Source organism: Cupriavidus basilensis (assembly GCF_000832305.1).
GTDB classification, from domain to species: Bacteria; Pseudomonadota; Gammaproteobacteria; order Burkholderiales; family Burkholderiaceae; genus Cupriavidus; species Cupriavidus basilensis_F.
In genome coordinates, this window is sequence record NZ_CP010537.1 from 1851030 (window position 1) to 1872626 (window position 21597).

General features: G+C 65.7%; 22 protein-coding genes. 13 read left to right on the top strand and 9 right to left on the bottom strand.

Going from position 1 to position 21597, the window contains the following annotated elements; genetic code table 11:
- The first annotated feature begins 24 nt into the window (after positions 1-24).
- On the top strand, positions 25-1245 hold the full coding sequence (locus tag RR42_RS28940; RefSeq protein WP_043355043.1) for a Bcr/CflA family multidrug efflux MFS transporter: 1221 nt from the start codon (positions 25-27) through the stop codon (positions 1243-1245).
- 73 nt (positions 1246-1318) lie between these two features.
- Here RR42_RS28940 and RR42_RS28945 read toward each other — a convergent pair whose 3' ends face one another.
- Positions 1319-2149, bottom strand: a complete 831-nt coding sequence (locus RR42_RS28945; protein WP_043355045.1) for a mechanosensitive ion channel family protein — start codon at positions 2147-2149, stop codon at positions 1319-1321.
- A gap of 233 nt (positions 2150-2382) precedes the next feature.
- Positions 2383-3585 (bottom strand): ammonium transporter, encoded by a 1203-nt coding sequence (locus RR42_RS28950; RefSeq protein ID WP_043355047.1) that lies wholly within the window; start codon positions 3583-3585, stop codon positions 2383-2385.
- 610 nt (positions 3586-4195) lie between these two features.
- On the opposite strand from RR42_RS28950, the gene RR42_RS28955 reads away from it, so the two are divergent.
- The 4 genes from RR42_RS28955 (at position 4196) to RR42_RS28970 (ending at position 6498) form a co-directional block, all read left to right on the top strand.
- Positions 4196-4477: an HU family DNA-binding protein gene (locus RR42_RS28955; protein ID WP_017226623.1), complete on the top strand. Its 282-nt coding sequence runs from the start codon at positions 4196-4198 to the stop codon at positions 4475-4477.
- 192 nt (positions 4478-4669) lie between these two features.
- The gene (locus RR42_RS28960; RefSeq protein ID WP_043355051.1) at positions 4670-5155 is read left to right on the top strand and encodes an acyl-CoA thioesterase; all 486 of its coding nucleotides are present in this window, start codon (positions 4670-4672) and stop codon (positions 5153-5155) included.
- A gap of 10 nt (positions 5156-5165) precedes the next feature.
- Complete coding sequence (locus RR42_RS28965) at positions 5166-5678, top strand: CreA family protein (protein ID WP_419188916.1); 513 nt, start codon at positions 5166-5168, stop codon at positions 5676-5678.
- A gap of 61 nt (positions 5679-5739) precedes the next feature.
- Entirely contained in the window at positions 5740-6498 is a 759-nt protein-coding gene (locus RR42_RS28970; RefSeq protein WP_043355052.1) for an SDR family oxidoreductase, read from the top strand.
- Positions 6499-6513: 15 nt separating this feature from the next.
- Here RR42_RS28970 and RR42_RS28975 read toward each other — a convergent pair whose 3' ends face one another.
- From RR42_RS28975 to RR42_RS28985, 3 genes are all read right to left on the bottom strand, one after another.
- Positions 6514-7371: an acid phosphatase gene (locus RR42_RS28975; protein ID WP_236702223.1), complete on the bottom strand. Its 858-nt coding sequence runs from the start codon at positions 7369-7371 to the stop codon at positions 6514-6516.
- A gap of 123 nt (positions 7372-7494) precedes the next feature.
- Complete coding sequence (locus tag RR42_RS28980; RefSeq protein ID WP_043355053.1) at positions 7495-9237, bottom strand: class I adenylate-forming enzyme family protein; 1743 nt, start codon at positions 9235-9237, stop codon at positions 7495-7497.
- 197 nt (positions 9238-9434) lie between these two features.
- The gene (locus tag RR42_RS28985; RefSeq protein WP_043355055.1) at positions 9435-10199 is read right to left on the bottom strand and encodes an SDR family oxidoreductase; all 765 of its coding nucleotides are present in this window, start codon (positions 10197-10199) and stop codon (positions 9435-9437) included.
- Positions 10200-10552: 353 nt separating this feature from the next.
- Here RR42_RS28985 and RR42_RS28990 point away from each other — a divergent pair, with 353 nt between their 5' ends.
- Positions 10553-11326: a TraB/GumN family protein gene (locus RR42_RS28990; protein WP_043355056.1), complete on the top strand. Its 774-nt coding sequence runs from the start codon at positions 10553-10555 to the stop codon at positions 11324-11326.
- A 9-nt stretch (positions 11327-11335) separates the two neighbouring features.
- On the opposite strand, the gene RR42_RS28995 is transcribed toward RR42_RS28990, so the two are convergent.
- Positions 11336-12193, bottom strand: coding sequence for an arylamine N-acetyltransferase family protein (locus RR42_RS28995; protein WP_043355058.1), 858 nt, complete (start codon positions 12191-12193; stop codon positions 11336-11338).
- Positions 12194-12255: 62 nt separating this feature from the next.
- Positions 12256-12966, bottom strand: coding sequence for a Crp/Fnr family transcriptional regulator (locus RR42_RS29000; protein ID WP_043355061.1), 711 nt, complete (start codon positions 12964-12966; stop codon positions 12256-12258).
- A 187-nt stretch (positions 12967-13153) separates the two neighbouring features.
- On the opposite strand from RR42_RS29000, the gene RR42_RS29005 reads away from it, so the two are divergent.
- Positions 13154-13651, top strand: coding sequence for a DUF962 domain-containing protein (locus tag RR42_RS29005; protein ID WP_043355063.1), 498 nt, complete (start codon positions 13154-13156; stop codon positions 13649-13651).
- Between the two features lie 19 nt (positions 13652-13670).
- Here the strand turns inward: RR42_RS29005 and RR42_RS29010 are convergent, their stop codons facing one another.
- Positions 13671-14582, bottom strand: coding sequence for a LysR substrate-binding domain-containing protein (locus RR42_RS29010; protein WP_043355065.1), 912 nt, complete (start codon positions 14580-14582; stop codon positions 13671-13673).
- Between the two features lie 134 nt (positions 14583-14716).
- Between RR42_RS29010 and RR42_RS29015 the strand changes: the two genes are divergently transcribed.
- On the top strand, positions 14717-15736 hold the full coding sequence (locus RR42_RS29015; protein WP_043355068.1) for a DUF1338 domain-containing protein: 1020 nt from the start codon (positions 14717-14719) through the stop codon (positions 15734-15736).
- Positions 15737-15796: 60 nt separating this feature from the next.
- Here RR42_RS29015 and RR42_RS29020 read toward each other — a convergent pair whose 3' ends face one another.
- Positions 15797-16147: an ATP-binding protein gene (locus RR42_RS29020; protein WP_043355070.1), complete on the bottom strand. Its 351-nt coding sequence runs from the start codon at positions 16145-16147 to the stop codon at positions 15797-15799.
- Between the two features lie 180 nt (positions 16148-16327).
- On the opposite strand from RR42_RS29020, the gene RR42_RS40560 reads away from it, so the two are divergent.
- From RR42_RS40560 to RR42_RS29045, 5 genes are all read left to right on the top strand, one after another.
- Positions 16328-16510, top strand: coding sequence for a hypothetical protein (locus tag RR42_RS40560; protein ID WP_043355071.1), 183 nt, complete (start codon positions 16328-16330; stop codon positions 16508-16510).
- Between the two features lie 188 nt (positions 16511-16698).
- Complete coding sequence (locus RR42_RS29030) at positions 16699-17661, top strand: cyclase family protein (protein WP_043355072.1); 963 nt, start codon at positions 16699-16701, stop codon at positions 17659-17661.
- A gap of 132 nt (positions 17662-17793) precedes the next feature.
- Positions 17794-19476 (top strand): class I adenylate-forming enzyme family protein, encoded by a 1683-nt coding sequence (locus RR42_RS29035; protein WP_043355074.1) that lies wholly within the window; start codon positions 17794-17796, stop codon positions 19474-19476.
- A gap of 346 nt (positions 19477-19822) precedes the next feature.
- The gene (locus RR42_RS29040; RefSeq protein ID WP_043355077.1) at positions 19823-20287 is read left to right on the top strand and encodes an HU family DNA-binding protein; all 465 of its coding nucleotides are present in this window, start codon (positions 19823-19825) and stop codon (positions 20285-20287) included.
- A gap of 177 nt (positions 20288-20464) precedes the next feature.
- Positions 20465-21427: an alpha/beta hydrolase fold domain-containing protein gene (locus tag RR42_RS29045; protein WP_043355078.1), complete on the top strand. Its 963-nt coding sequence runs from the start codon at positions 20465-20467 to the stop codon at positions 21425-21427.
- Positions 21428-21597: the final 170 nt, after the last annotated feature.

Genomic DNA, 21597 nt, shown 5'->3' on the forward strand with positions numbered 1-21597 from the left:
CCGGTTGTTCCTCAGGATGTTTCGATGACCCGCTCCACCCGCGCCCCGCAATCCGCGCGCTTTCCGCTTTGGCTCCTGGTATGCGCTTCGCTTACCGCACTGGCGCCGCTTTCCATTGACATGTACTTGCCGAGTTTCCCGGCGCTGGCGGGGGATCTCGGGGTCGATATCGGCCGCGTGCAGCTCACGTTGGGGACGTTCCTGGTCGGATTGGCGGTGGGGCAGGCATTCTATGGCCCGATCAGCGACCGCTTTGGCCGCAAGCCGCCGTTGTATGTCGGCCTTCTGGCCTATGCGTCGGCCGCGGCCGGGTGCGCGCTCGCGCGCGACGTCGATGCGCTGATGCTGTGGCGTTTCCTGCAGGCCCTGGGCGGCTGCGCTGGCATGGTGATGGCGCGCGCTGTCATTCGGGACCGGCTGGAGGCCCATGAGTCCGCGCGCGCTTTCTCCTCGTTGATGTTGGTGATGGGCCTGGCGCCGATCCTGGCGCCCATCATCGGGGGCGCCGTGCTGGCGGCATTCGGCTGGCGCGCCATCTTCTGGTTGCTGTGCGGCGCGAGCCTGCTGATTCTGTGGGTGGTCCACCGCTATATGGAGGAATCGCTCGACCACGCCAGCGCCATGCCCTTGCGCCTGGGGCGCGTGCTCTCGAACTACGGCGAGCTGCTGCGAGATCGGGGTTTCGTCGGCTATTCGCTGTCCGCCGGCTGCGCGCAGGCGGGAATGTTTGCATACATCGCAGGGTCGCCGTTCGTGCTGATCGAGTTGCATGGCATCGATCCCTCCCATTACGGCTTCGTGTTCGGTGCCAACGCATTGGGCCTGATCGGCATGTCGCAGCTCAATGCGCGCCTGGTGCGCAACCGCACGCTGGACCACGTCCTGCGCCGCGCGCTGCTTGCGCCGTGCCTGGCTGGCCTTGTCCTGGCTGCGGCCGTGCTCGCCGGCATGGCGCCGCTGCCGGTGCTGCTGACGGGTTTCTTTGTGTTTATCGCTAGCCTCGGCTGCATCCTGCCGAACGCCTCGGCACTGGCCATGGACCAACAGGGCCATCGTGCCGGCACCGCTTCCGCATTGATGGGAACGCTGCAATTCTCCCTGGGCACCCTGGCCGGCGCCGCCGTCAGCTTCTGGCGGGACGGCAGCGCGCTACCGCTGGCGGTGGTCATGGGCGTTTGCGGTACCGGCGCCGTGCTGATGCGGGCCTTTGGCCGTTCAGGCGCGACGGTGCGCGGCGCCGGTTGATCCGGGCGCCGACGGTGCCGCGATAGCGGGGCGGCCTGGCTTAGCGTGGCCGCGCCATCCCATCGATACACGGTTAAGCGGCTGCGCCGTTTTGCAGCACGACAAGCTGGGCTGGCATTGGGGCGGCGAAGCCGGCCTCGCCAAAGCTCTCGCGGATCACCCGGTTGCTATCGAAATACACCTGCCAGTAATGATCGGTATGGCAGTACGGACGTACCGCGAGCACCGGTCCCACCAGGGTGAACTCGAGAATCTCGACATCTGGCGGCGGTTCGGCCAGAACGTTGGGCAGCGCGGCCAGCCGCTCCTTGAGCAGGCTGGCGGCCGCCGCCACGTCGGTGCTGCCGGCCAACTGGGCTTTTAGCTCGACCCGGCGGTACGGGTTGGCGCTGAAGTTCTGGATCGTGTCCGCAAAGATCTTGTTGTTGCCGACCACGGTCAGGACGTTGTCTGGTGTGTCCAGCGTGGTGGCAAACAGGCCGATCTCCCTGACGGTGCCGGTGATCCCGCCTACCGTGACGAAATCCCCGACCTTGAAGGGCCGCAGCACCACCAGGAAGGCGCCTGCCGCGAAGTTGGACATCAGCCCCGACCACGCCATGCCGATGGCGATGCCGGCCGCCGCGATCAGCGCGGCAAAGCTGGTGGTCTGGATGCCGAAGTAACCCAGTATCCCGATGATCAGCACGATATTCAGGGTCACCGTGACGATGGAGCCGACATACCGCAGCAAGGTCGGGTCGACCTTTTGCTTGGTCAGGGACCCCTGCACCATGCGCACCACGACGTGGATCAGCCACCGGCCAACCACCCAGAAGACGAGGGCGGCGAGAACTTTGAACCCGACTTCAGTCGCATAGGTGACGACGACATCCTGATACTTCTGCAGCGTTGTAGCATCCATCGCGTTTCTCCCTTGCTGGCTCAGCAGGTACACAGGCAACGAACATCTTGCAGCGGCTGCCTGGACGCGTCAGGGGCGGGGCGCGAAGGCTGGCAAGGCATTATTGCTACGCGGCGAGCGGAAGTTCAAGCACAAAATGGCCGCGCAGGGCGCTACGCGCCACTCGCGGCCATGGGTCGTTGGAGCGTGGGGCGGGCGTGGCGCAAGGGCGTGAATCCCCTTTGCGCCGTGCCTTACCAGTTGGTTTCGCGTTCCGGCGTGGCGGAGATGCGATGCAGCGACAGGTCCGCGCCGTTGTATTCCGATTCAGCGTCAAGCCGGATGCCCACGACCTTCTTGAGCGTGCCGTAAACCACGGTGCCTCCCACTAGGGCGATCGCGATGCCAAGCAGGGTGCCGATGCATTGCGCGCCGAGCGAAACGCCGCCAATGCCACCCAGCGCCTGGTTGCCAAAGATGCCGGCGGCAATGCCGCCCCACGCGCCGCACAGCCCATGCAGCGGCCAGACGCCCAGCACATCGTCGATATGCCACTTGTTCTGGGCCAGCGTGAACAGGTAGACGAACAGCGCGCCGGCGATGGCGCCGGTGACCAGCGCGCCCAGCGGGTGCATCAGGTCGGAGCCGGCGCAGACCGCCACCAGCCCGGCCAGCGGGCCATTGTAGGCAAAGCCGGGGTCGTTGCGGCCGGCTGCCCAGGCGGCCAGCGTGCCGCCGGCCATGGCCATCAGGGAGTTGATGGCCACCAGCCCGCTGATCTTGTCGACGGTTTGCGCGCTCATGACATTGAAACCGAACCAGCCTACCGCCAGCACCCACGCGCCCAGCGCCAGGAACGGGATGTTCGAGGGCGGGTGCGCGCTGATGCGGCCGTCTTTCTGGTAGCGGCCGCGGCGCGCGCCCAGCAACAAGATGGCGGGAAGCGCGATCCAGCCGCCCATGGCGTGGACCACGACGGAGCCGGCGAAGTCGTGGAACGGCACGCCGGCGATCGAGGCGATCCAGTCCTGCACGCCAAAGCGGTTGTTCCAGGCAATGCCCTCGAAGAAGGGGTAGACCAGGCCCACCAGCACAAAGGTGGCCACCAGTTGCGGGTTGAAGCGCGAGCGCTCGGCAATTCCGCCAGAAATAATCGCTGGTATGGCGGCGGCAAACGTTGCCAGGAAAAAGAATTTCACCAGCTCATAGCCGCTCCTTTCCGCCAGTGTCTGGGCGCTGGTGAAGAACTCGACCCCATAGGCTACGGTGTAGCCAATAAAGAAATAGGCGATCGTGGAAACCGCAAAATCCACCAATATCTTGACCAGTGCGTTGACCTGGTTCTTCTTGCGCACTGTGCCCAGCTCCAGGAACGCAAAGCCCGCGTGCATGGCGAGCACCATGATCGCCCCTAGCAAGATGAACAGGGCATCGGTGCCGCTCTTCCATTTGTCCATACAATCCTCTATGCGCAAAATGGGAGCACATGTACGCAAAAAACGTACCAGTCTGGGGCATCACTGGCCGGGATCTGCACCGTGTTGGTGGGTTTTGCACCGATTTGTCGCGCTCGAAGGGGGTGGCGCAGGGATTGAGGGGCTGTAACCTGACGCCGAGCGACATGCGCCGGGGATGCGCGGCATATGGAGGCTGCGCCAAAATGAGGCAATGCCCCTATTTGGGGCGCGCGCTGGCGGGTTCTGTGCACCATGATGGGTCGTGCAGGCGCGTCCGTCCAACGCCATTGGGATGCCGCCGACCAAGCCGTCCGGGCGGTTTCGACGGCAGCAAGGCGCACACTGCGCAGGTCTGACCTTGTCAAGCGATGCCTGTCATCACGTACGGGCGTTCGAATGACCATTACCCTCGCTGGCCGCATTTGAAAGCACGGAAAAGGAGGGGTAAATTCCCCGCAAAGGCGCTTGACTCAAGGATTTGCGGCTTTTTTCGTTGCATTGGTGCCACTGGGGATTGCCCAATGCGTAAAGCGCGGATTAGACTGCGCCGATCGGTAATTTGCCGCGTGGCAGACACTCCGATCAAGACGACCAACTAGGGAAATCAGCCATGAATAAAGGTGAACTGGTATCTGCCATCGCCGCTGACGCGGAACTGAGCAATGCTGCAGCAGAGCGCGCGCTGAATGCCGCTCTGGACAACATTAAGAAGGCGGTTGCCAAGGGTGATTCGGTAACGCTGGTGGGCTTCGGCAGCTTCAGCTCCGGCAAGCGCGCTGCACGTACCGGACGCAATCCGCGTACTGGCGAGACCATCAAGATTCCGGCCGCCAAGACGGTCAAGTTCTCTGCCGGCCAAGGGTTCAAGGACGCTGTGAACAAGAAGAAATAAGCAGTCCGCGCCCCGGGCGCAAACAGGAAGGCGGCCCGTTGGGCCGCTTTTTTATTGTTGCCTGGGTGCTTTTCGACGTGCTCGGGGGCAGGGCAGGACGATCGTTCCGGGTTAAACTGCCGATCGTCGGCGCCAGCCTTTCGACCTGCGCCGCGGGTCGGCCCGGCCGCTTCCAGACTCCGGATTTTCATCATGAATGACCTGTCCCACCAGCTTTCCATGACCGTGCTGATGACGCCGGACATGGCTAATTTCTCCGGCAATGTGCACGGCGGCACCATCCTCAAGTACCTCGACATGGTGGCCTACGCCTGTGCCAGCCGCTATGCCGGGCGCTACGTGGTCACGTTGTCGGTCGACCAGGTCGTGTTTCGCCAGCCCATCCACGTGGGTGAGCTGGTGACGTTCCTGGCGGCAGTCAACTTCACCGGCCGCAGCTCGATGGAAATCGGCATCAAGGTCATCACGGAGAATATCCGCAGCAAGCTGGTTCGCCATACCAACAGTTGCTACTTCACCATGGTGGCGGTGGACGACAACGGCGCGCCCGCCGAAGTGCCGCCGCTGGTGCCCCGCGACGAAGTCGAGCGCCAGCGCTTTGCCGCGGCCCAGCTGCGCCGCCAGCTGCGCCAGGAAATGGAAAAACGGCACGATGAAATCACCGGCACGGTGTCCTGAGGTGGGGAGCATGGCCATGCAATGCGGGCGTTCCCGGCGTGTTTGCCGCGGGCCGCTGTGGCCGCTGACCGGCCTTCTGGCGGCGCTTGCGCTGCTGGCGCCGGCCGCGCATGCCGAGGAAATCGGCAGCGTGAGCACCAATTTTCGCATGACCGGCTCCGACAAAGTCGTGATCGAAGCCTATGACGATCCGCAGGTCGAAGGCGTGACCTGCTACGTGTCGCGTGCCCGCACCGGGGGCATCAAGGGCTCGCTGGGCATGGCCGAAGACCCGCCGGAGAGCTCCATCGCCTGCCGCCAGGTAGGGCCGATCACGTTCAAGGGGCCGCTGCGCCAGCAGGACAATGTGTTCTCCGAGCGCATGTCGATCCTGTTCAAGACCCTGCATGTGGTGCGCACGGTCGACCGCAAGCGCAATACCCTGGTCTACCTGACCTACTCGGACCGCATCGTGTCCGGCAGCCCGCAGAATAGCGTGACCGCGGTGCCGGTGGCGGCGGCCACGCCGATTCCGGTCAAGTAGGCATCCGTTTCCCAATCCACGATCCACGATCCATTCAACAATCCAGTCCGGAGAAGACAGCATGAGTGAGCAAGGCAAGGTTGCGCTGGTAACGGGCGCGGCCCGCGGCATCGGCAAGGCGGTGGCACAGGCGCTGCTGGTGGCAGGCTATCGGGTGGTGTTTGCCGGACGTACCGCCGAGCCGCTCGAAGCGCTGGCCGTGCAAGCCAGGGCCGAGGGCCATACGGCGCTGGCGGTGCAATGCGACGTCAGCGATCCGGATTCGGTGGAGCGGCTCTTTGCCCAGGTTCGCGAGCATTTCGGCCGGCTCGACGTGCTGTTCAATAACGCCGGCATCAATGCGCCGGCGGTGTCGATCGATGAACTCTCTGTTGCGCAATGGAAGGCGGTGCTGGACACCAACCTGACCGGCGTGTTCCTGTGCTCGCGCGCCGCCTTCGCGCTGATGAAGTCGCAGAGCCCGCGCGGCGGCCGCATCATCAACAACGGCTCGATCTCGGCGCACGCGCCGCGTCCCAACACGGTGCCGTACACGGCGACCAAGCACGCCATTACCGGGCTGACCAAGAGCCTTTCGCTGGATGGCCGGGCCTTTGACATCGCCTGCGGGCAGATCGATATCGGCAATGCTGCCACCGATATGGCTTCGCGCATGGCGCGCGGCGTGCCGCAAGCCAACGGCGAGATCGCGCCGGAGCCGCTGATGGACGTGGCGCATGTGGCCAGCTCGGTGGTGCACATGGCCAACCTGCCGCTGGATGCCAATGTGCAGTTCATGACCGTGATGGCCACCAAGATGCCCTTCGTCGGGCGGGGCTGAACCTGGCGTCTCCAGCTATTTGATCGCCAGCGCCTCGCTTTCAGCGCGGCAGTCGCCGGCCGGCCGCAGCCCGTTGGCACGGGCTTGCGCAACTTCCGCTTTGGCTGCCGCAAGATCTGCGAGGAAGGTGGGGTCTGCATGCAGCCGCGCCACGGTAGCCGCGCCCATGATGCGGCCCTGCGTCGCATCGCTTTGCCAATGCACATTGCAGACCAGCCGGCTTTGCCCATAGGCCAGCCCGCGTGCCAGGATCACATTGGACTGTTGCGGCGCGATTTCCGCCAGGATCAACGCCCACGCCCAGCCAATGGCGTTATGCCCCGAAGGGTAGGAGCCGTCCTTGGAAAGCATGGCTTCCTCGGCGGGCGTGCAACTCGGCTGCTGGTTGGCCACGAACGGCCGGGCGCGCGCATATTTGTTCTTCACGCCGTACGTCGATAGTCCCGCATCGGCCAGGGTCCGGCGCAGCAGCAGGTAGAGCCGGGGTGTTTGCTCCTGCGATATCGGCGCATCCAGCGCGCACGAGAAAACCCCCGCGGCCTGCGGGAATTTCAGGTTGGCATCGACGGCTGCCTGGCGGTAGCGTGCCGTGCCTCGCTGGGCCTGGTTGGCGCGCGCGATCTCGTCGTCCAGGGCTTGCGCCGCGGAGCCGGGCGCGGGCGGCGGTGGCACCAGGGCGAGGCTATCGGGCCGTGCGTCCGCCGGCAGGTAGCCGGCGAGAATGCCCGGCCGTATCTCCGGCACCGGCGCAGCGGCGCTGCCCTGGCCCTGGCTGGCACAGCCCGCGAGGAGCAAGGCAGTGCCCAGCACGGACAAGCCCGCGAGCCGCTTGCCGGAGGGCAGGAAAGGTCTGGTGAATGAATTTGCTTGCATCTGCATCCGCATCTGTTGGTTGTTCCCGTGATCGCCGTCGGACCGGCGTGGTACCGGCGAGCAAGCGGCGGTGCTCCCGTTCACGGCCGCCTGGGTGATCCTGACCCTGTCCAGCGCGCGGGTTCAGGCGTCGAACATCTTGCGCAGTGTCGATTTCAGGATCTTGCCGTTGGCATTGCGCGGCAGCATGTCGGGGCAGAACACGATCCGCACCGGCACCTTGAAGGCCGCCAGCCGCTCGCCCACGAACGCCTGCAATTCCGCCTCGGTGGCTTGCGCGCCGGGCTTCAGGCTGACCACGGCCGCGGGCTCTTCGCCCAGCGTGCGGTGGGGGATGCCGACCAGTGCCGCATCCATGATGGCGGGGTGATCGTACAGCGCGCTTTCCACCTCGATGCTGTAGATGTTCTCGCCGCCGCGGATCAACATATCCTTCATGCGGTCGACAATATAGACAAAGCCTTCCTCGTCCAGCCGCGCGATATCGCCGGTCTTGAGCCAGCCGTCGATGAATGTTTGCGCGGTGGCTTCCGGCTTGTTCCAGTAGCCGCGCACCACATTGGCGCCGCGCACCATGAGTTCGCCGGTCTCGCCGGTGGGCAAGCTGTGTCCGCGCCCGTCCACCACCTTCATCTCGCCGATGGGCAAGGCCGGGCCGCCGCTTTCGGGGCGCTCCACATACTCCTCCGCACTGTGGCTGGTGAAGGTGGCCGAGGTCTCGGTCATGCCCCAGCCAATGCCGGGGGCCGAATGCGGGAACACTTCCTTGATGCGGCGCACCAGTTCGGCCGAAGCGGGCGCGCCACCGTAGTTGACGTTTTCCAGCGACGACAGGTCGAAGCGCTCGCGCTCCGGGTGCTCGATGATCTGCCAGGCGATGGTGGGCACGCCGCCGGCAGCCGTGCAACGCTCGCGCTCGATCAGGCCCATGGCACGCACGGCGTCCCAGCGGCGCATCAGCACGATCTTGGTGCCGCTGGCCAGCGCGCCGTTGAGCACCGCCATGCAACCGGTAACGTGAAAGAACGGCACCGATAGCAGCATGCCTTTTTGCGGCGCGCCCGGATCTGGCGCGGGAATCGTCTCGCCGCGGCGCAGGCAATTGCGCATCGGGCTGAACGCGGCGGCCACGGCCACATTGGTGGCGTTGCGGTGGGTGCCGAGCGCGCCCTTGGGCTTGCCGGTGGTGCCTGACGTATAAAAGATGGTGGCGTCGTCGTCGGCGTCGATGGCCACAACGGGTACCGGTAGTGCGGGCAGTGATGCCCATTGGTCCGGCGTGCCGATCAGGCTCTCCAGCTGGCTGATGCGCGCGTCGCTGGCTGGCGCATTGGCGCGGCTGACGTAGATTTTTTCCAGCGCGGGGCAGCCTGGCAGGTGCTCGATGATGCGGCCCAGGCGTTCATCGTCAACGATGGCGATCTTGCTGCCGGAGTCGGCCAGGCCGTACTCCAGTTCCGCCCCGGTCCACCAGGCGTTGAGCGGCGTGACAATGGCGCCTGTCAGCAAGGCGCCGTAGAAGACGGCCGGCCATTCCGGCAGGTTGCGCATGGCCAGCGCCACGCGGTCGCCCTTGGTCACGCCATCTCGGATCAGCGCATGCGCGATGGTGAGCGCGGCGCGGGCGAACGCATCGTACGAGACACGTTCGTCCTCATAGACGACAAAGGTCTTGTCGCCCAACGCGCGGGCTTGCAGGAACAGGTCGCGCAGCGTGGGCGGCGCGTTTTTCCAGACGACGGTGGCAATGCCCCGGATCACGCGCGTTTCGGTTTCGAAAGGGGCGCCGGGCGCGGTAAGGCGGGCATGGGCCTCGGCCAGGCTGATTGCTGGCCAGGTCGTAGCGGATTGCGGGTTGTTCGACATCGGTGCCTCCCTGACTGCATGGCAGGATGGGCAACGCTCTGGCAGGCCGGCGCGCAAGCCTGCCCGCATGCAGCGCCGGCGCGGTGAAGCGGGCGCTGCATGCGGGCACGAAGTGCCCCGGCTCAGGCCTCAGGCCTCGGGCATTGGACCTGAGGCCGGGAGCGAGCCCGGAACGGGAACAGCGAGCGTGGCGCGGCTCAGATCGTGACGCCGCCGTCCACCACCATGGCCTGGCCGGTCATGAAGGTACTGGCCGAGGAGGCCAGGAACACCGCGGCGCCGGCAATCTCCACCGGCTCGCCGATGCGGCGCAGGGGCGCGCCTTGCGTCGACAGCTTGTAGCGCTCCGGATCCTCCCAGAGCGCCTTGGCGAAATCGGTGCGGATCAGGCCGGGGGCGATGCAGTTCACGCGCACGTTGCTCGGGCCGAACTCCACCGCCAGGTTACGCGCCAGCTGGAAGTCGGCCGCCTTCGACACGTTGTACACGCCGATGGTGGGCGAGCCGCGCAGGCCACCGATGGACGACACGATGATGATCGAGCCGTCCTTGCGCTCAAGCATCTGCGGGGCCACCATCTGGATCAGCCAGTGGTTGGAGATGACGTTGTTGTCCAGGACCTTGCGGAACTGTTCGTCGGTCACGCCGCTCATCGGGCCGTAATAGGGGTTGGACGCCGCGTTGCAGACCAGTACGTCGATCTTGCCGAACGTGCTGTTGGTCTGGTCGACCAGGCGCTGCAGGTCTTCCTTGGAGGAGATATTTGCGGGCACGGCAATCGCGGTGCCGGCGCCATGCCTGGCATTGATGGCATCGACGACTTCCTGGCAGGCCTCGGCCTTGCGCGAGGAAATCACCACTTTGGCTCCTTGCACCGCCATCTGCTCAGCGATGGCGCGGCCGATGCCGCGTGAAGAGCCGGTGACGACGGCAACCTTGCCGGTCAGGTCGAACAATGACATGCGTGTCTCCTGGTGTCCTGGTCCTCGCGGGGCGAGGCCAGATGATCTTTAAGATGATCTTTGAAAGGCGCTGGTGAATCTGCATCTTGGCAGCACGGCCCGGCGTGTTCTGCACAGCGGATCATGCAGGGGCTTGTCGGTGCCATAGTGCTACCGGCCGGTACATTATGGTTGGGAGGCATGGCTCAGTCCACAAGCAAATCGGCGGCCGGCCCGGCTTATCAGAGAATTTTCTGTTGGCAATGCATTCGGTGCATGACGTCGGCAAGATAGCGGCATGATGTCCGCACCCACAAACGGCGAGCAGGTCATAACAGGCTGCAACAGGCCACAAAGGACGAGGAAAGCGTTTCATGCTTTGGCAAATCAAGGATACCGAGGTCTACCTGCTGGGGGCGATCCACGTGCTGGATGCGCCGTTGCCTGCACTGGTGCCGGCCGCGGAGCGCGCCTACCGCGCTTCGGCGCGGGTGGTCTTCGAGGTGGCGCTGGACCAGGCACCGGATTTCGCGCCGGCGTATTTCCCGCAGGGCGACAGTCTTAGCCGCCATCTGCCGCCGGCTACGCTTGAACAGGTGCGGGCGCTTTGGCTGGATTTCGGCTTGCCCGGCCCCGAGCTGGAGCGGCTGCGCCCCGTGTTCGCTGCGATGCATCTGCAGTTCGCGGTGGCCGCCAGGCACGGCATCCTGGCGCAGCATGGTGTCGATCGGTTCTTGTGGGCGCGCGCCGCTGTCGATGGACGGGCAACGGATGCGCTGGAGGATGGCACCGAGGCGCTGCGGATGTTGCAATGCGTGCCGCTGGCCGAGCAGGTATCGATGCTGGCATTCTTTGCCGAGCAGCCGGAACTGGCCGCGGCGGAGCCGGCGGATATGGTGCGCTGGTGGCGGCAAGGGCAGGCCGGGCCGTTTGGCGCGCTGCTAGCGCAGCGCCGCGCGCAATGGCCGGACACGCTGGCCGTCCTCGTCGACGCACGCAACCAGCAATGGATGCCGAAAATCCAGGCGCTGGTCGCGGATCGCGTGCCAACCCTGATCGTGGCCGGTGCCCTGCACATGGTGGGCGACGCGGGGCTGCCGGCGCTGCTTGGGGCCGCCGGGCTCGAACTGCTGCCCGAACCCTGGTGAAGCGAACGCCTATCCGTTGCCGCGCGCCTTGATCAGCGTGGGCAATAGCCGGGCCAATTGCGCCTCGGTGGCAAGATCCAGCGCCAGCCCGAAGCGATCCCCCAACGCTTGGACAATGGCAGCCGGCGTCTCCAGTTGCTGGCGCTGCACGCTGCCATCGGCCGCGCGCACGGCAAAATCGCCGTTGATCAGCGTCAGCCGGGTGTCGCCTTGCGTGCGCGCCAGGGTCAGGGCGTTGCGGAACAGGCTGTCGGGATGGGTCGAGGTGTACCAGTTGCGCGGCTCGAAATCGATGGCCTGCTGCGGCGAAAGATCGAACTGGTAGAGCTTGGTCCACGCGCTTGCGGTCTTGACCTCCAGGTCGTACACATGAAAGGCCGCGCCTGTCGTCGCCACGCAGGACAGGCGATACGGGAACGACGGATCGGCTTGCTCCGCCTGCGGCATCGCCATGGCGCGATACGGCGTAGGGCCGCCAAAGCCCACGTCCACGATATAGCTCCGATGAGCGGCCTCCACGCGCAGCAGCATGTGCGATTGCATGGTGGGCACATCTTCCCGCACGTTCCAGCGCACCCGCGCAGCCAGCGGCGTGACCACGTAGCCAAGCGCACGCAGCGCGGCGGCAAGCAAGGTGTTTTGCTCGAAGCAGTAGCCGCCGCGCGCTTTGGCGACCAGCTTGTCGAACACCGCATCCAGGCCGATTTTGATCGGGCGCTGCAGCAACACGTCGACGTTTTCAAAGGGAATCCACGCCAGTTGCGCCGCGATCAGGCTGTCGAGCGTGGCGAGGTCCGGCTGGCTCGGCACCGGATGGCCGATGCGGCGGAGATAGGCTTGCAGGCGGGTGTCGTCTAGATAGGTCATGGCGATGAATGTCTGGCTTGCGCTGCCAGCGCAGGTTTGCGGGGATCGGGCAGGCGGCGCTGTCAGCTCAGCGCCAGCAAGGCCGGCAGGTCGATCAACTCGATGTCGGCATAGTGCAGCCGCAACAGCCCGCGCGCTTCGAGCTCGCGCAGGGCCTGGTTGACCGTCTGGCGCGACAGCCCCAGCATCTGCCCGAGTTGTTCCTGCGGGATATGCACGGAGCGGCGCTCCAGCCCGGGCAGGTCGCCGTAGGCCTGGGCAATGGCCACCAGCCGGCGGCCGGTGCGCGCCAGCGGCGGCAGCAACTGCGCCTCTTCCACATAATGAAAGGCCTCGCGCGTCTTGGCGGCGAGCAGCTTGCCGAACTCGCGCCACCATTCGGGATGCGCCGACAGCATCGCGTAGAGCTTGTCGCGCTGCAGGTGCAGCACGGTGGCCGCGCTGGTGGCATGGGCGTCGTGCGTGCGCGCCAGCCCGTCGAACAGGCAGATCTCGCCAAACCAGCTGCCCGGCCCCAGCAGGCCGATCAAGGCGGCCTTGCCGGACTCGCTGTGGGTGTCGACCTGCACCGTGCCGGCAGTCACGCCGTAGATGCCGTCAAAGGCGTTGCCGCGGGTAAACAGCATCTGGCCGGCCGCCAGCCTGCGCGTGGCCGCGTCCCGCAGCAGGGTGTCTTGCATGGCCGCCGGCAAGGCGCCAAACCAGCTCCCGCCGCGCAAGGCGCGCAGCGGATCCAGGGCCGGCTCCTGCTGGCCACGGGTTGCCAGGCGCATGATGGTCTCCTTGATCGATGCTCTTGCCGACTGTCAAAAACCGGACAGACGGGCTTCTTGGTGCCTATTAATATACGGCCACGACGCGTAGCCGCAGTACGCGGACACAAATACGCGGCCAGAAATACGCGACGCAAACACGCGACTATAAATACGCGCCTACGACGACGCCCCGGCAGGAGACCCTGTGAAGACACTGATCGACCACCTGGCTAACTACGCAGCCTATCACCGCGACGCGCGCAATGTGTTCAGCCATTTCATCGGCATTCCCATGATCGTGCTGGCCGTGACCACACTGCTGGGCCGCCCGGCCATGCCGCTTGATGCCGGTCCGGCGTACCTGACGCCGGCAATGGTCGTTTATGGTCTGTCCTGCCTGTTCTACCTGCGCTTGTCGGCGGGGTTCGGGCTGGCGATGACGGTGATCCTGGCTGGCTTTGTCTACGCCGGCGGCGCCATCGCTGCGCTGTCCACCGGCGCATGGCTGGCTTGGGGTATCGGCCTGTTCGTGGCGGGCTGGCTTATCCAGTTTGTCGGGCACTATTACGAAGGCCGCAAGCCTGCGTTTGTGGATGACCTGGCCGGGCTTCTGGTCGGGCCGCTCTTCCTGGTAGCCGAAGTGGCCTTCGCAATGGGCCTGGCGCGGGACACCCGCGAGGCTGTCAGCGCCCACGCGCATTGACCATCGGCGCGCCTGCCTTCTAGGCGCGGTGTTCCGCGCCGTGTTCCAGCAGCCAGTCGCGCAGTTGCAAGACCTTGTCGTCGGCAGGCAGGCCGCGCCGGTGGACGAAGTAATAGGCCTTGCGATTGTCGATCTGCGCCGGCAGCGTGGCTAGCGGCACCACCAGCCGCCCCTGCGCCAGTTCCTCGGTGATCAGAATGCGTGGAATCAGCGCCACGCCGATGCCGGCGGCGGCCGCCTGCGCCAGCATGGTGTAGAGGTCATAGCGCGGGCCGCGCAAGGCCTGCGGCGGCAGTGCCGCGCCCGCGGCGGCGAGCCAGTCGCCCCAGGCGCGCAAGCGGGTGTTCAGGTGCAGCAGCGGCAATTCCAGCAACTGATCCAGGTCCAGGCGCTTGCGGCGCCCCAGCAGTGCGGGGCTGCACACCGGCACCGACGGGCCTTCCTGCAGGATGCGCTCGCCCTGCGTGCCCGGCCACAGCCCTTCGCCGTAGTAGATGGCCGCGTCGAACGCGGTATCACTGAGCTCGAATGCCTCGGTGCGCGCCGAGAGATGCAGCGTGAGATCGGGCAGGGCGCGCGCCAGCAGCGGCAGGCGCGGGATCAGCCACTGGCTGGCAAAGGTGGGGCCGATGGCCAACTCGATGGCGCGCCCGCGCGGGCGCTGGGCCATCACATCCAGCGTCACCTGCTCGATCTGGTCGAGCCGCTCGCGCACTTCTTCGGCATAGGTCCCGCCAGCCGGCGTCAGCACGATGCGCTTGCGGATGCGGTGGAACAGCGGCACGCCAAGCCGGGCTTCCAGCCCTGCGATCTGCCTGCAAACCGCGCTCTCCGTCACCGCCAGCTCGTCGGCGGCGCGGGTAAAGCTGCCCAGGCGCGCCGCGGCCTCGAACATCTGGAGTGCCGTGAGGCTGGGTATGCCCTTGCGCATAGTGCGTTTTTGGAAGGAAGTTGGTGCGAAGTTATCAATTGTACGAACTCTCCCGCAGTCGCACAATAAGCCCCATACGGAGGCCGTCGGCCCCCGCCATCCCCCGAAAACAAACACATTTCAGCGTATTGACCATGACGAAGCCGAATCTGCAACGCCTCCTCGAGACCGTTTGTGGCGAAACCCAGGCAGCCGAGTTGCTGCAATTGATGAATGTTTCCCCGCAACTGCTGTCTTCTGCCAGTGAACAGGCCAGCCGTGCCGAAGTGGCTCAGGCGCTCAATATGGTGCTGTTCGCCGGCATTCTCGAGCGCGTGCCGACCGGCATGGCCTATACCCGCGACGTGATCCAGGCGGGCGGGCAAGTGGTGTTCGACCACGGCGCGCTGCGCACGGTGAAGTGGGATTGCGGCAGCCTGCCCTCGGGCGAGATCGCCTTCACGCGCATCCTGGGCCCGCTGGGCTACCGCCTCAACGGCACCTATCCGCTCGAGCGCATTGGCATGACCGGCCGCTCCTACACGCATGCCGACCTGCCTGACGACATCGCCCAGTACTTCCTGAGCGAGTTGCATCCCGAGCGTTTCAGTGCCGGCTTCCAGTCTGCCGTGTCGCGCGTGGTGTCGAAGTCCGTCGATCCGCTCGGCGACGAAGCCGTCGCGCAACTGGCCCTGCTGGAGCGCGATGCGAGCCTGCCGATGGCCGATGCGGCGCGCCTGGTGCCACAACTGGCAGCCTGCTTTGCCCGCCAACATGCCGAGCCGGCCCTGGCCGACTATGAATTGCTGCTGAAGGAATCGGCCGAGATGGCCTGGATTTCCACCGAGGGCAATGCCTTCAACCACGCCACCGACCGCGTGGCGGATGTGCGTGCCGTGGCGGACGCGCAGCGCAGCCTGGGCCGCCCGATCAAGGATTCGGTGGAAGTGTCGCGCTCCGGGCGGGTCCTGCAGACGGCATTCAAGGCGGATCCGGTGGAGCGCGGGTTTGTCGGCGCCGACGGCGTGGTGGTCAAGCGCAGCGTGCCGGGCTCGTTCTACGAGTTCATCACGCGCGATTTCGTGCCCGCGACGCAGGCCGCTGGCGGCACGCTGGATCTGTCGTTCGATGCCGGCAATGCGCAAGGCATCTTCAAGATGACGGCGGCCTGCTAACGCGGGCGATGCGGTAGCGGGAGAAAGAGAAGGGGCCGGCTCGACCGGCCTTTTCTTGGTTTACGGCTGGCCAGCCGGCAGGCGCAGGCGAGCCAGCAATCCACCCAGTTCGCTGTTGCCTAGCTCCAGCCCACCCTCATAAAGGGCCGCCATCTCGCTGACGATGGCCAGGCCCAGTCCGCTGCCGGCAGCGGACTCATCGAGCCGCCCGAAGCGTGCCGTGGCCAGCTCGCGGGCCTCGGCCTGCATGCCCGGCCCGTCGTCTTCGACCGTGACCTCAAGCATGCCGCCGCGCTCCGCGAGCTTGACGCGAACGCGCGAGCGCGCCCATTGGCAGGCGTTGTCGAGCAGGTTGCCGAGGATCTCGATCAGGTCCTGGCGGTCGCCGGCGAAGTGCCCGTTGCCATCCACCTGGATATCGATCTCGCGGCCGCTGTGCAGGCGTGCCAGCTCGCCTGCCGCGGGGCCGGCGTCGATGCGCGCCCCGCGCGTGCTCGCAGCCCCTGCCGCCCGTGCGCGCGTTCAGGCGCACCGGGCCGCAGGCCGGCTCGGGCGCGGACATGCCATGGGCGCGGCGGATCAGCGCGCGGATTGACGCCGATCACATCGCCCGTGTACTGCGCCGACACCGCCTCCAGGATGCGCGTGAGTGGAAGGATCTCGCTGCACGAAAGGAAGCACATGGACAGCGGCCCGTCCATGATCGTGCTCGGGGCGGTGGTGCTCGGGGCGGTGGTGCTCGGGCCGTTGCTGGCCTTCGGGCTGGACGGCTGAAGCTGGCCCCTGGAACCCCCGGCGGGTTTTCCATGTCTGGACATGCTCCCGTGGCTGGTCCTACACTCGATTCACAATAAAACGCACGACCGTTCTTATTTATGTTCTCCACGCATGGTCAACCATGCGCCACGGACATGACCGGCACAGTGCGATCCCTCAGGGTCAATCCAAAAAGGAGACATGGCATGGAATCGAAGAACGTCCCGCTGGTAGCCGAGTTGTTGCGCGATGCGCCGAAGAACTGGGGCAAATGGGGGCCGGATGACGAGGTCGGGTCGCTGAACTATCTCACCCGGGCGCAGGTGCTGCGCGGCGTGGCTTCCGTGCGCTCCGGCAAGACCTTCACCCTGCAGATCCAGATGGGAAACCCCGCCGGCGACCCGGTCTGGCCCGGGCGTTCGCAGGCGCGCCGCCTCAACGTGATGGACAAGGGCCATTATCTTTGCGGCAAGGGCCCGAAGTTCCCCGGCGAGGCCGAGTACGCCGACGACATGATGATCATGTACCTGCAGGGCTCGACCCAGTACGACGCCCTGGGCCATGTCTGGTACGGTGATCAGCTGTGGAACGGCTACGACGCCAAATCCACCATCGGCGGCCTGGAAAAAGCCAGCGTCCTGCCGATCGCGGAGCGCGGCGTGGTCGGGCGCGGCGTGCTGATCGACATGGCGCGCCACCGCGGCAAGGACGTGCTCGCCCCGGGCGAGACCTTCACCCACCTGGACTTGCTCGCCGCCGCCGAGATGCAGGGCGTGCGCATCGAGAAGCACGACATCCTGGTGATCCGCACCGGCTGGATCGGCTCCTTCTACAAGCGCGACCAGGCTGAGTTTTATCGTGAGTTCGTCGAGCCGGGCTTGACCTACAGCCCGGAACTGGTCGAGTGGTTCCATCGCATGGAGATCCCCAACCTCGTCACCGACACGATTGCCAACGAGGTGACCGTGGACCCGGTCTCGGGCGTTGCCTTGCCGCTGCACAATGCGCTGATGCGCAACCTGGGCGTCGCCCTGACCGAGATCGCCCAGCTGGACCCGCTCGCCGCGGACTGCGCGGACGATCAGCAGTGGACCTTCCTGTATACGGCAGCACCGCTCAAGGTAGTGAACGGCAGCGGCGCGCCGGTCAACCCGGTGGTCATCAAGTAAGCCAGGCAGAAAGCCTGCCCACGGCGCCGTCCGGTGGAGAAGCCTCAATGGCCTCTTGCACTGTGCGGCGCCAGCTTCGTTTCGGCCAAGCATTATGCTTGACACTACCCGCCGTGCCTATCGAGGTGCCTCATGACGCCCTATGAAGAGAAGCCCTGGCTCTCCAGCTACAACGCCGGCCAGCCGCACACCATCACCCCGCAATTTACCGACGCATTATCCATTTTTCGGGCCGCCGCGGACCGCGCGCCCGCCAGTCCGGCAATCCACTACTTCGACGCCACGCTCAGCTATGCCGAGGTGGATGCGCTCTCGGACGCGCTCGCGGTAGCGCTATCATCGCGCGGCTGCACGCGCGGCGAGCGGGTTGCGCTGTACCTGCAGAACGTGCCGCAGTTCGTCATCGGGCTGGTTGCCGCCTGGAAGCTCGGCGCCATCGCGGTGCCGGTCAACCCGATGAACCGCGCACGCGAACTGCGCCTGGTGCTGGCCGACTCCGGCGCGAAAGTACTGATCTGCCACGAATCGCTCTATGCCGATGTGGTGAGCGGGCTGTTCGACGCCGAGCGGCGCGGCCAGGGCGACGCTGCCGCGCCCCTTGCGCTGCCCGCGGTGATCACCACGTCTGAGCTGGATTTCCAGACGCGTGCCGATCCGCGCCTGTTTGCCGCGACGCGGCGCCAGCCCGCCGAGGGCGTGCCCGATCTGCTGGCGCTGGTGCAAGAGTACCTGGGCCAGCGCCCGGCGCCGGTCAAGCTTGCGGCAGACGATATCGCGATGCTGGTGTACACCTCCGGCACCACCGGCGTGCCCAAGGGCGCGATGAACACCCATGGCAATGTTGCTTTCAATGCGCAGGTGTACCGCGACTGGATCGGCTTGGCGCAGGGCGGCCCGATCCTGGGCGTGGCGCCGCTCTTTCATATCACCGGACTGGTGGGCCATGTGGCCGCGGCGTTCATCTGCGCCGCGCCGCTGGTGCTGGCCTGCCGTTTCGAGCCGGGCGTGATTCTGGAGGCCATCCGCGACCGGCGGGTCGAGTTCACCATCGGCTCGATCACGGTCTTCATCGCGCTGATGAACCATCCCGAGGCGACCCGCGCGCATTTCGCCACGCTGGGCAAGATCTACTCGGGCGGCGCACCGATCCCGCCGAGCGTGGTGGAGCAGTTCCGCGCCAAGTTTGGACACTATATTCACAACGGCTACGGCCTGACCGAGACCAACTCGCCCACCCACGTGGTGCCGCTGGGCCGGGAGGCGCCGGTGGACCCGGCCTCCGGCACGTTGGCGATCGGCGTGCCCGCCTTCAATGTCGACGCCTTCATCGGCGACGATGCGGGCGCGCCGGTGCCGGTGGGCGAGGTCGGTGAGATCATTTCGCGCGGGCCGATGATCGTGCCGGGCTACTGGAACAAGCCGGAAGAGACGGCAAAGGCCATGGCGGGCGGCTATTTCCACACGGGCGATGTTGGTTTCATGGACGCGCAAGGCTGGTTCTACCTCGTCGACCGCAAGAAGGACATGATCGTCGCCGCCGGCTACAAGGTCTGGCCGCGCGAGGTGGAAGACGTCTTGTATACGCACCCCGCGGTGCGCGAGGCGGCCGTGGTGGGCATACCCGACGCCTATCGCGGCGAGACGGTGAAGGCCGTGGTCAGCCTGAAACCGCAGGCCAGCGTCACGCCGCAAGCGCTGCTGGCCTGGTGCAAGGAGCGCATGGCAGCCTATAAATACCCGCGCGTGGTGGAGATCATCGACGAGCTGCCGAAGACGGTGACGGGCAAGATCCTGCGGCGCGAGCTGCGCGGCTGAGGGGGCCGTGCGCGCAAGAAGGCGGCTGAAATCGTCGGCGCGCGCGCGGCATCCGCCGTGGCAAAGAAGACGAAATCACGCGTTTACCCCTTGTATATAGAGTCCGCGGACGCATCCACTGCTGCGTCCGCGCGACACAACGGCAGGTCGCGCGAGACAAAACCTCAAAAAACCCCGGGGAAAACCCCGGTTTTTACACTCGCACACACGAAAACCCCTTGACGTTGCGTTGTTTCCGCTATGATTCAGTCGTTGCCGCACGCCGATAGTCGATCGACGAAGCGTCGAGCGACATCGGATGCCACATCCCGTGCGACATCATTCTGTTCAACTCATATTTATCGATATGGCGACCAAAGCGAATCCGACCGCGAAGACTGCAACCAAGACCGCTGCCAAGAAGGCACCGGCAACCAAAGCCGCTCCTGTAAAGGCTGCTGCCAAGAAGGCCGCGCCGGCCAAGAAGGCTGCTCCGGCTGCCGCGGTGACCCCGCGCCCGCTGAAGGACACCTTCAACAAGTCGAGCCTGGTCGCTCACCTGGTAGCACAGACCCAGCTGGAAGCCAAGGCCGTGAAGACGGTGCTGGCCCATCTGGAAAACACCATCGTCAGCGCGCTGCACAAGAAGGGCGCCGGCGAATTCACGCTGCCCGGCCTGATGAAGGTCACGGCTCAGCAAGTACCGGCCAAGAAGAAGCGCTTCGGCAAGGACCCGTTCTCCGGTGAAGAGCGTTGGTTCCCGGCCAAGCCGGCCAGCGTCAAGGTCAAGGTACGCCCGCTGAAGAAGCTGAAGGACGCAGCTGCCGCCTGACAGGGGCCCTGTTTCCAGCTTGAAAAGGAGCCGCTAGCCGGCTCCTTTTTTGTATCCGGCAAATGGGCAGCCGTGCCTGTCGCGCCAGCTTTTCCTGCTTCCCCCGCTGTTTTGGTAGTTTCCGTCGTTCTTCAGCCGGCCGCCAATGAAGCCGGCGCACCATTCCGGGAGATCGTCATGCCTAGCATCCAGTGCGACCTGTGGCGGCTTGCCTTGCGCCTGGTCCGGCGCAAACAGCGTTTTTCCAGCGCGCAGGCGCTGCACGAGGAAATTCGCCGCCGCCGCAAGATCGGCCGCGCGAATCCCACGGCGCGCTTGCTGGCGCGTCACGCGGTGAGCATGGAACCTGTGGCTGGCGTCGAGGTCTACACCGTGCGCCCGCGGGGCAACGACAGCGGCAGGCAAATCCTCTATCTCCATGGCGGCGGCTACGTCTTCGATATCGTCAGCCAGCACTGGGATTTCATCGGCAAGCTGGTGGACGCGCTCGGCGCCACCGTGACCGTGCCGATCTATCCGCTGGCGCCCGAGCATACCCATCGTGAAGTCTTTGCCGGCCTGCTGCCGCTCTACGACCAGTTGGTCCGCGGCAATCCTCCCGTCAGCCTGACCGTCATGGGCGACTCCGCCGGCGGCGGCATGGCGCTCGCGCTGGCGCAAGTGGCACGGGATACCGGACGCGCGCTGCCTGGCCGCCTGGTCTTGCTGTCGCCGTTCCTGGATGCCACTGGCAGCAACCCGGCCATCGATGTGCTCGAACCGCTCGATCCGATGCTGTCGAAGCTCGGCGGCATCGAGTGCGGGCGCGTCTATGCCGGCGGCGATCCTGTCACGCTTGCACAGGTCAGCCCCATCTACGGCAGCCTGCGCGGCTTGCCTCCGGTCACGCTGTTCATCGGCACCCACGACGTCCTGCTGCCGGACTGCCGCGCTTATCGCGCGCTTGCGCAGGAACAGGGCTTGCCGCTGCGCTATTACGAATACGAGGGCATGTTCCACGTGTGGATGCTGTTGCCAATGCCGGAATCCAATGCCGCCTTTGCGCAGATCGTCGCCGCGGTACAGGCTGACGAAGCCCCGCAGCGGCCGGCGGAGGCGCGCGCCGGGCAGGGCGCAACAGCCGGGTATCAGCCGATGTAACGAGGAACGGCGATAATCGCGGGGTCGCCGGCCAAGTGCCGGCCTAAAGTAGTTAGAGGCCGTTTCAAAATGAAGCGAAGCGGTTCTGGCTAGGCGCGCGGCCGCAGACAGTACAAGTGGTACGGCAAGGCCGCGCAACGACGCCAGAATCTTTTTGAAATGGCCTCTTA

Coding starts and splice junctions, on each gene's coding strand:
- RR42_RS28975 (WP_236702223.1), bottom strand. CDS start 7,371: ATGCAAGCAAATTCATTCACCAGACCTTTCCTGCCCTCCGGCAAGCGG.
- RR42_RS29015 (WP_043355068.1), top strand. CDS start 14,717: ATGACGAAGCCGAATCTGCAACGCCTCCTCGAGACCGTTTGTGGCGAA.
- RR42_RS28950 (WP_043355047.1), bottom strand. CDS start 3,585: ATGGACAAATGGAAGAGCGGCACCGATGCCCTGTTCATCTTGCTAGGG.
- RR42_RS29000 (WP_043355061.1), bottom strand. CDS start 12,966: ATGCGCCTGGCAACCCGTGGCCAGCAGGAGCCGGCCCTGGATCCGCTG.
- RR42_RS29035 (WP_043355074.1), top strand. CDS start 17,794: ATGACGCCCTATGAAGAGAAGCCCTGGCTCTCCAGCTACAACGCCGGC.
- RR42_RS28980 (WP_043355053.1), bottom strand. CDS start 9,237: ATGTCGAACAACCCGCAATCCGCTACGACCTGGCCAGCAATCAGCCTG.
- RR42_RS28985 (WP_043355055.1), bottom strand. CDS start 10,199: ATGTCATTGTTCGACCTGACCGGCAAGGTTGCCGTCGTCACCGGCTCT.
- RR42_RS28940 (WP_043355043.1), top strand. CDS start 25: ATGACCCGCTCCACCCGCGCCCCGCAATCCGCGCGCTTTCCGCTTTGG.
- RR42_RS28965 (WP_419188916.1), top strand. CDS start 5,166: ATGGCCATGCAATGCGGGCGTTCCCGGCGTGTTTGCCGCGGGCCGCTG.
- RR42_RS28970 (WP_043355052.1), top strand. CDS start 5,740: ATGAGTGAGCAAGGCAAGGTTGCGCTGGTAACGGGCGCGGCCCGCGGC.
- RR42_RS28945 (WP_043355045.1), bottom strand. CDS start 2,149: ATGGATGCTACAACGCTGCAGAAGTATCAGGATGTCGTCGTCACCTAT.
- RR42_RS29010 (WP_043355065.1), bottom strand. CDS start 14,582: ATGCGCAAGGGCATACCCAGCCTCACGGCACTCCAGATGTTCGAGGCC.
- RR42_RS29030 (WP_043355072.1), top strand. CDS start 16,699: ATGGAATCGAAGAACGTCCCGCTGGTAGCCGAGTTGTTGCGCGATGCG.
- RR42_RS28960 (WP_043355051.1), top strand. CDS start 4,670: ATGAATGACCTGTCCCACCAGCTTTCCATGACCGTGCTGATGACGCCG.
- RR42_RS29040 (WP_043355077.1), top strand. CDS start 19,823: ATGGCGACCAAAGCGAATCCGACCGCGAAGACTGCAACCAAGACCGCT.
- RR42_RS28955 (WP_017226623.1), top strand. CDS start 4,196: ATGAATAAAGGTGAACTGGTATCTGCCATCGCCGCTGACGCGGAACTG.
- RR42_RS28990 (WP_043355056.1), top strand. CDS start 10,553: ATGCTTTGGCAAATCAAGGATACCGAGGTCTACCTGCTGGGGGCGATC.
- RR42_RS28995 (WP_043355058.1), bottom strand. CDS start 12,193: ATGACCTATCTAGACGACACCCGCCTGCAAGCCTATCTCCGCCGCATC.
- RR42_RS29045 (WP_043355078.1), top strand. CDS start 20,465: ATGCCTAGCATCCAGTGCGACCTGTGGCGGCTTGCCTTGCGCCTGGTC.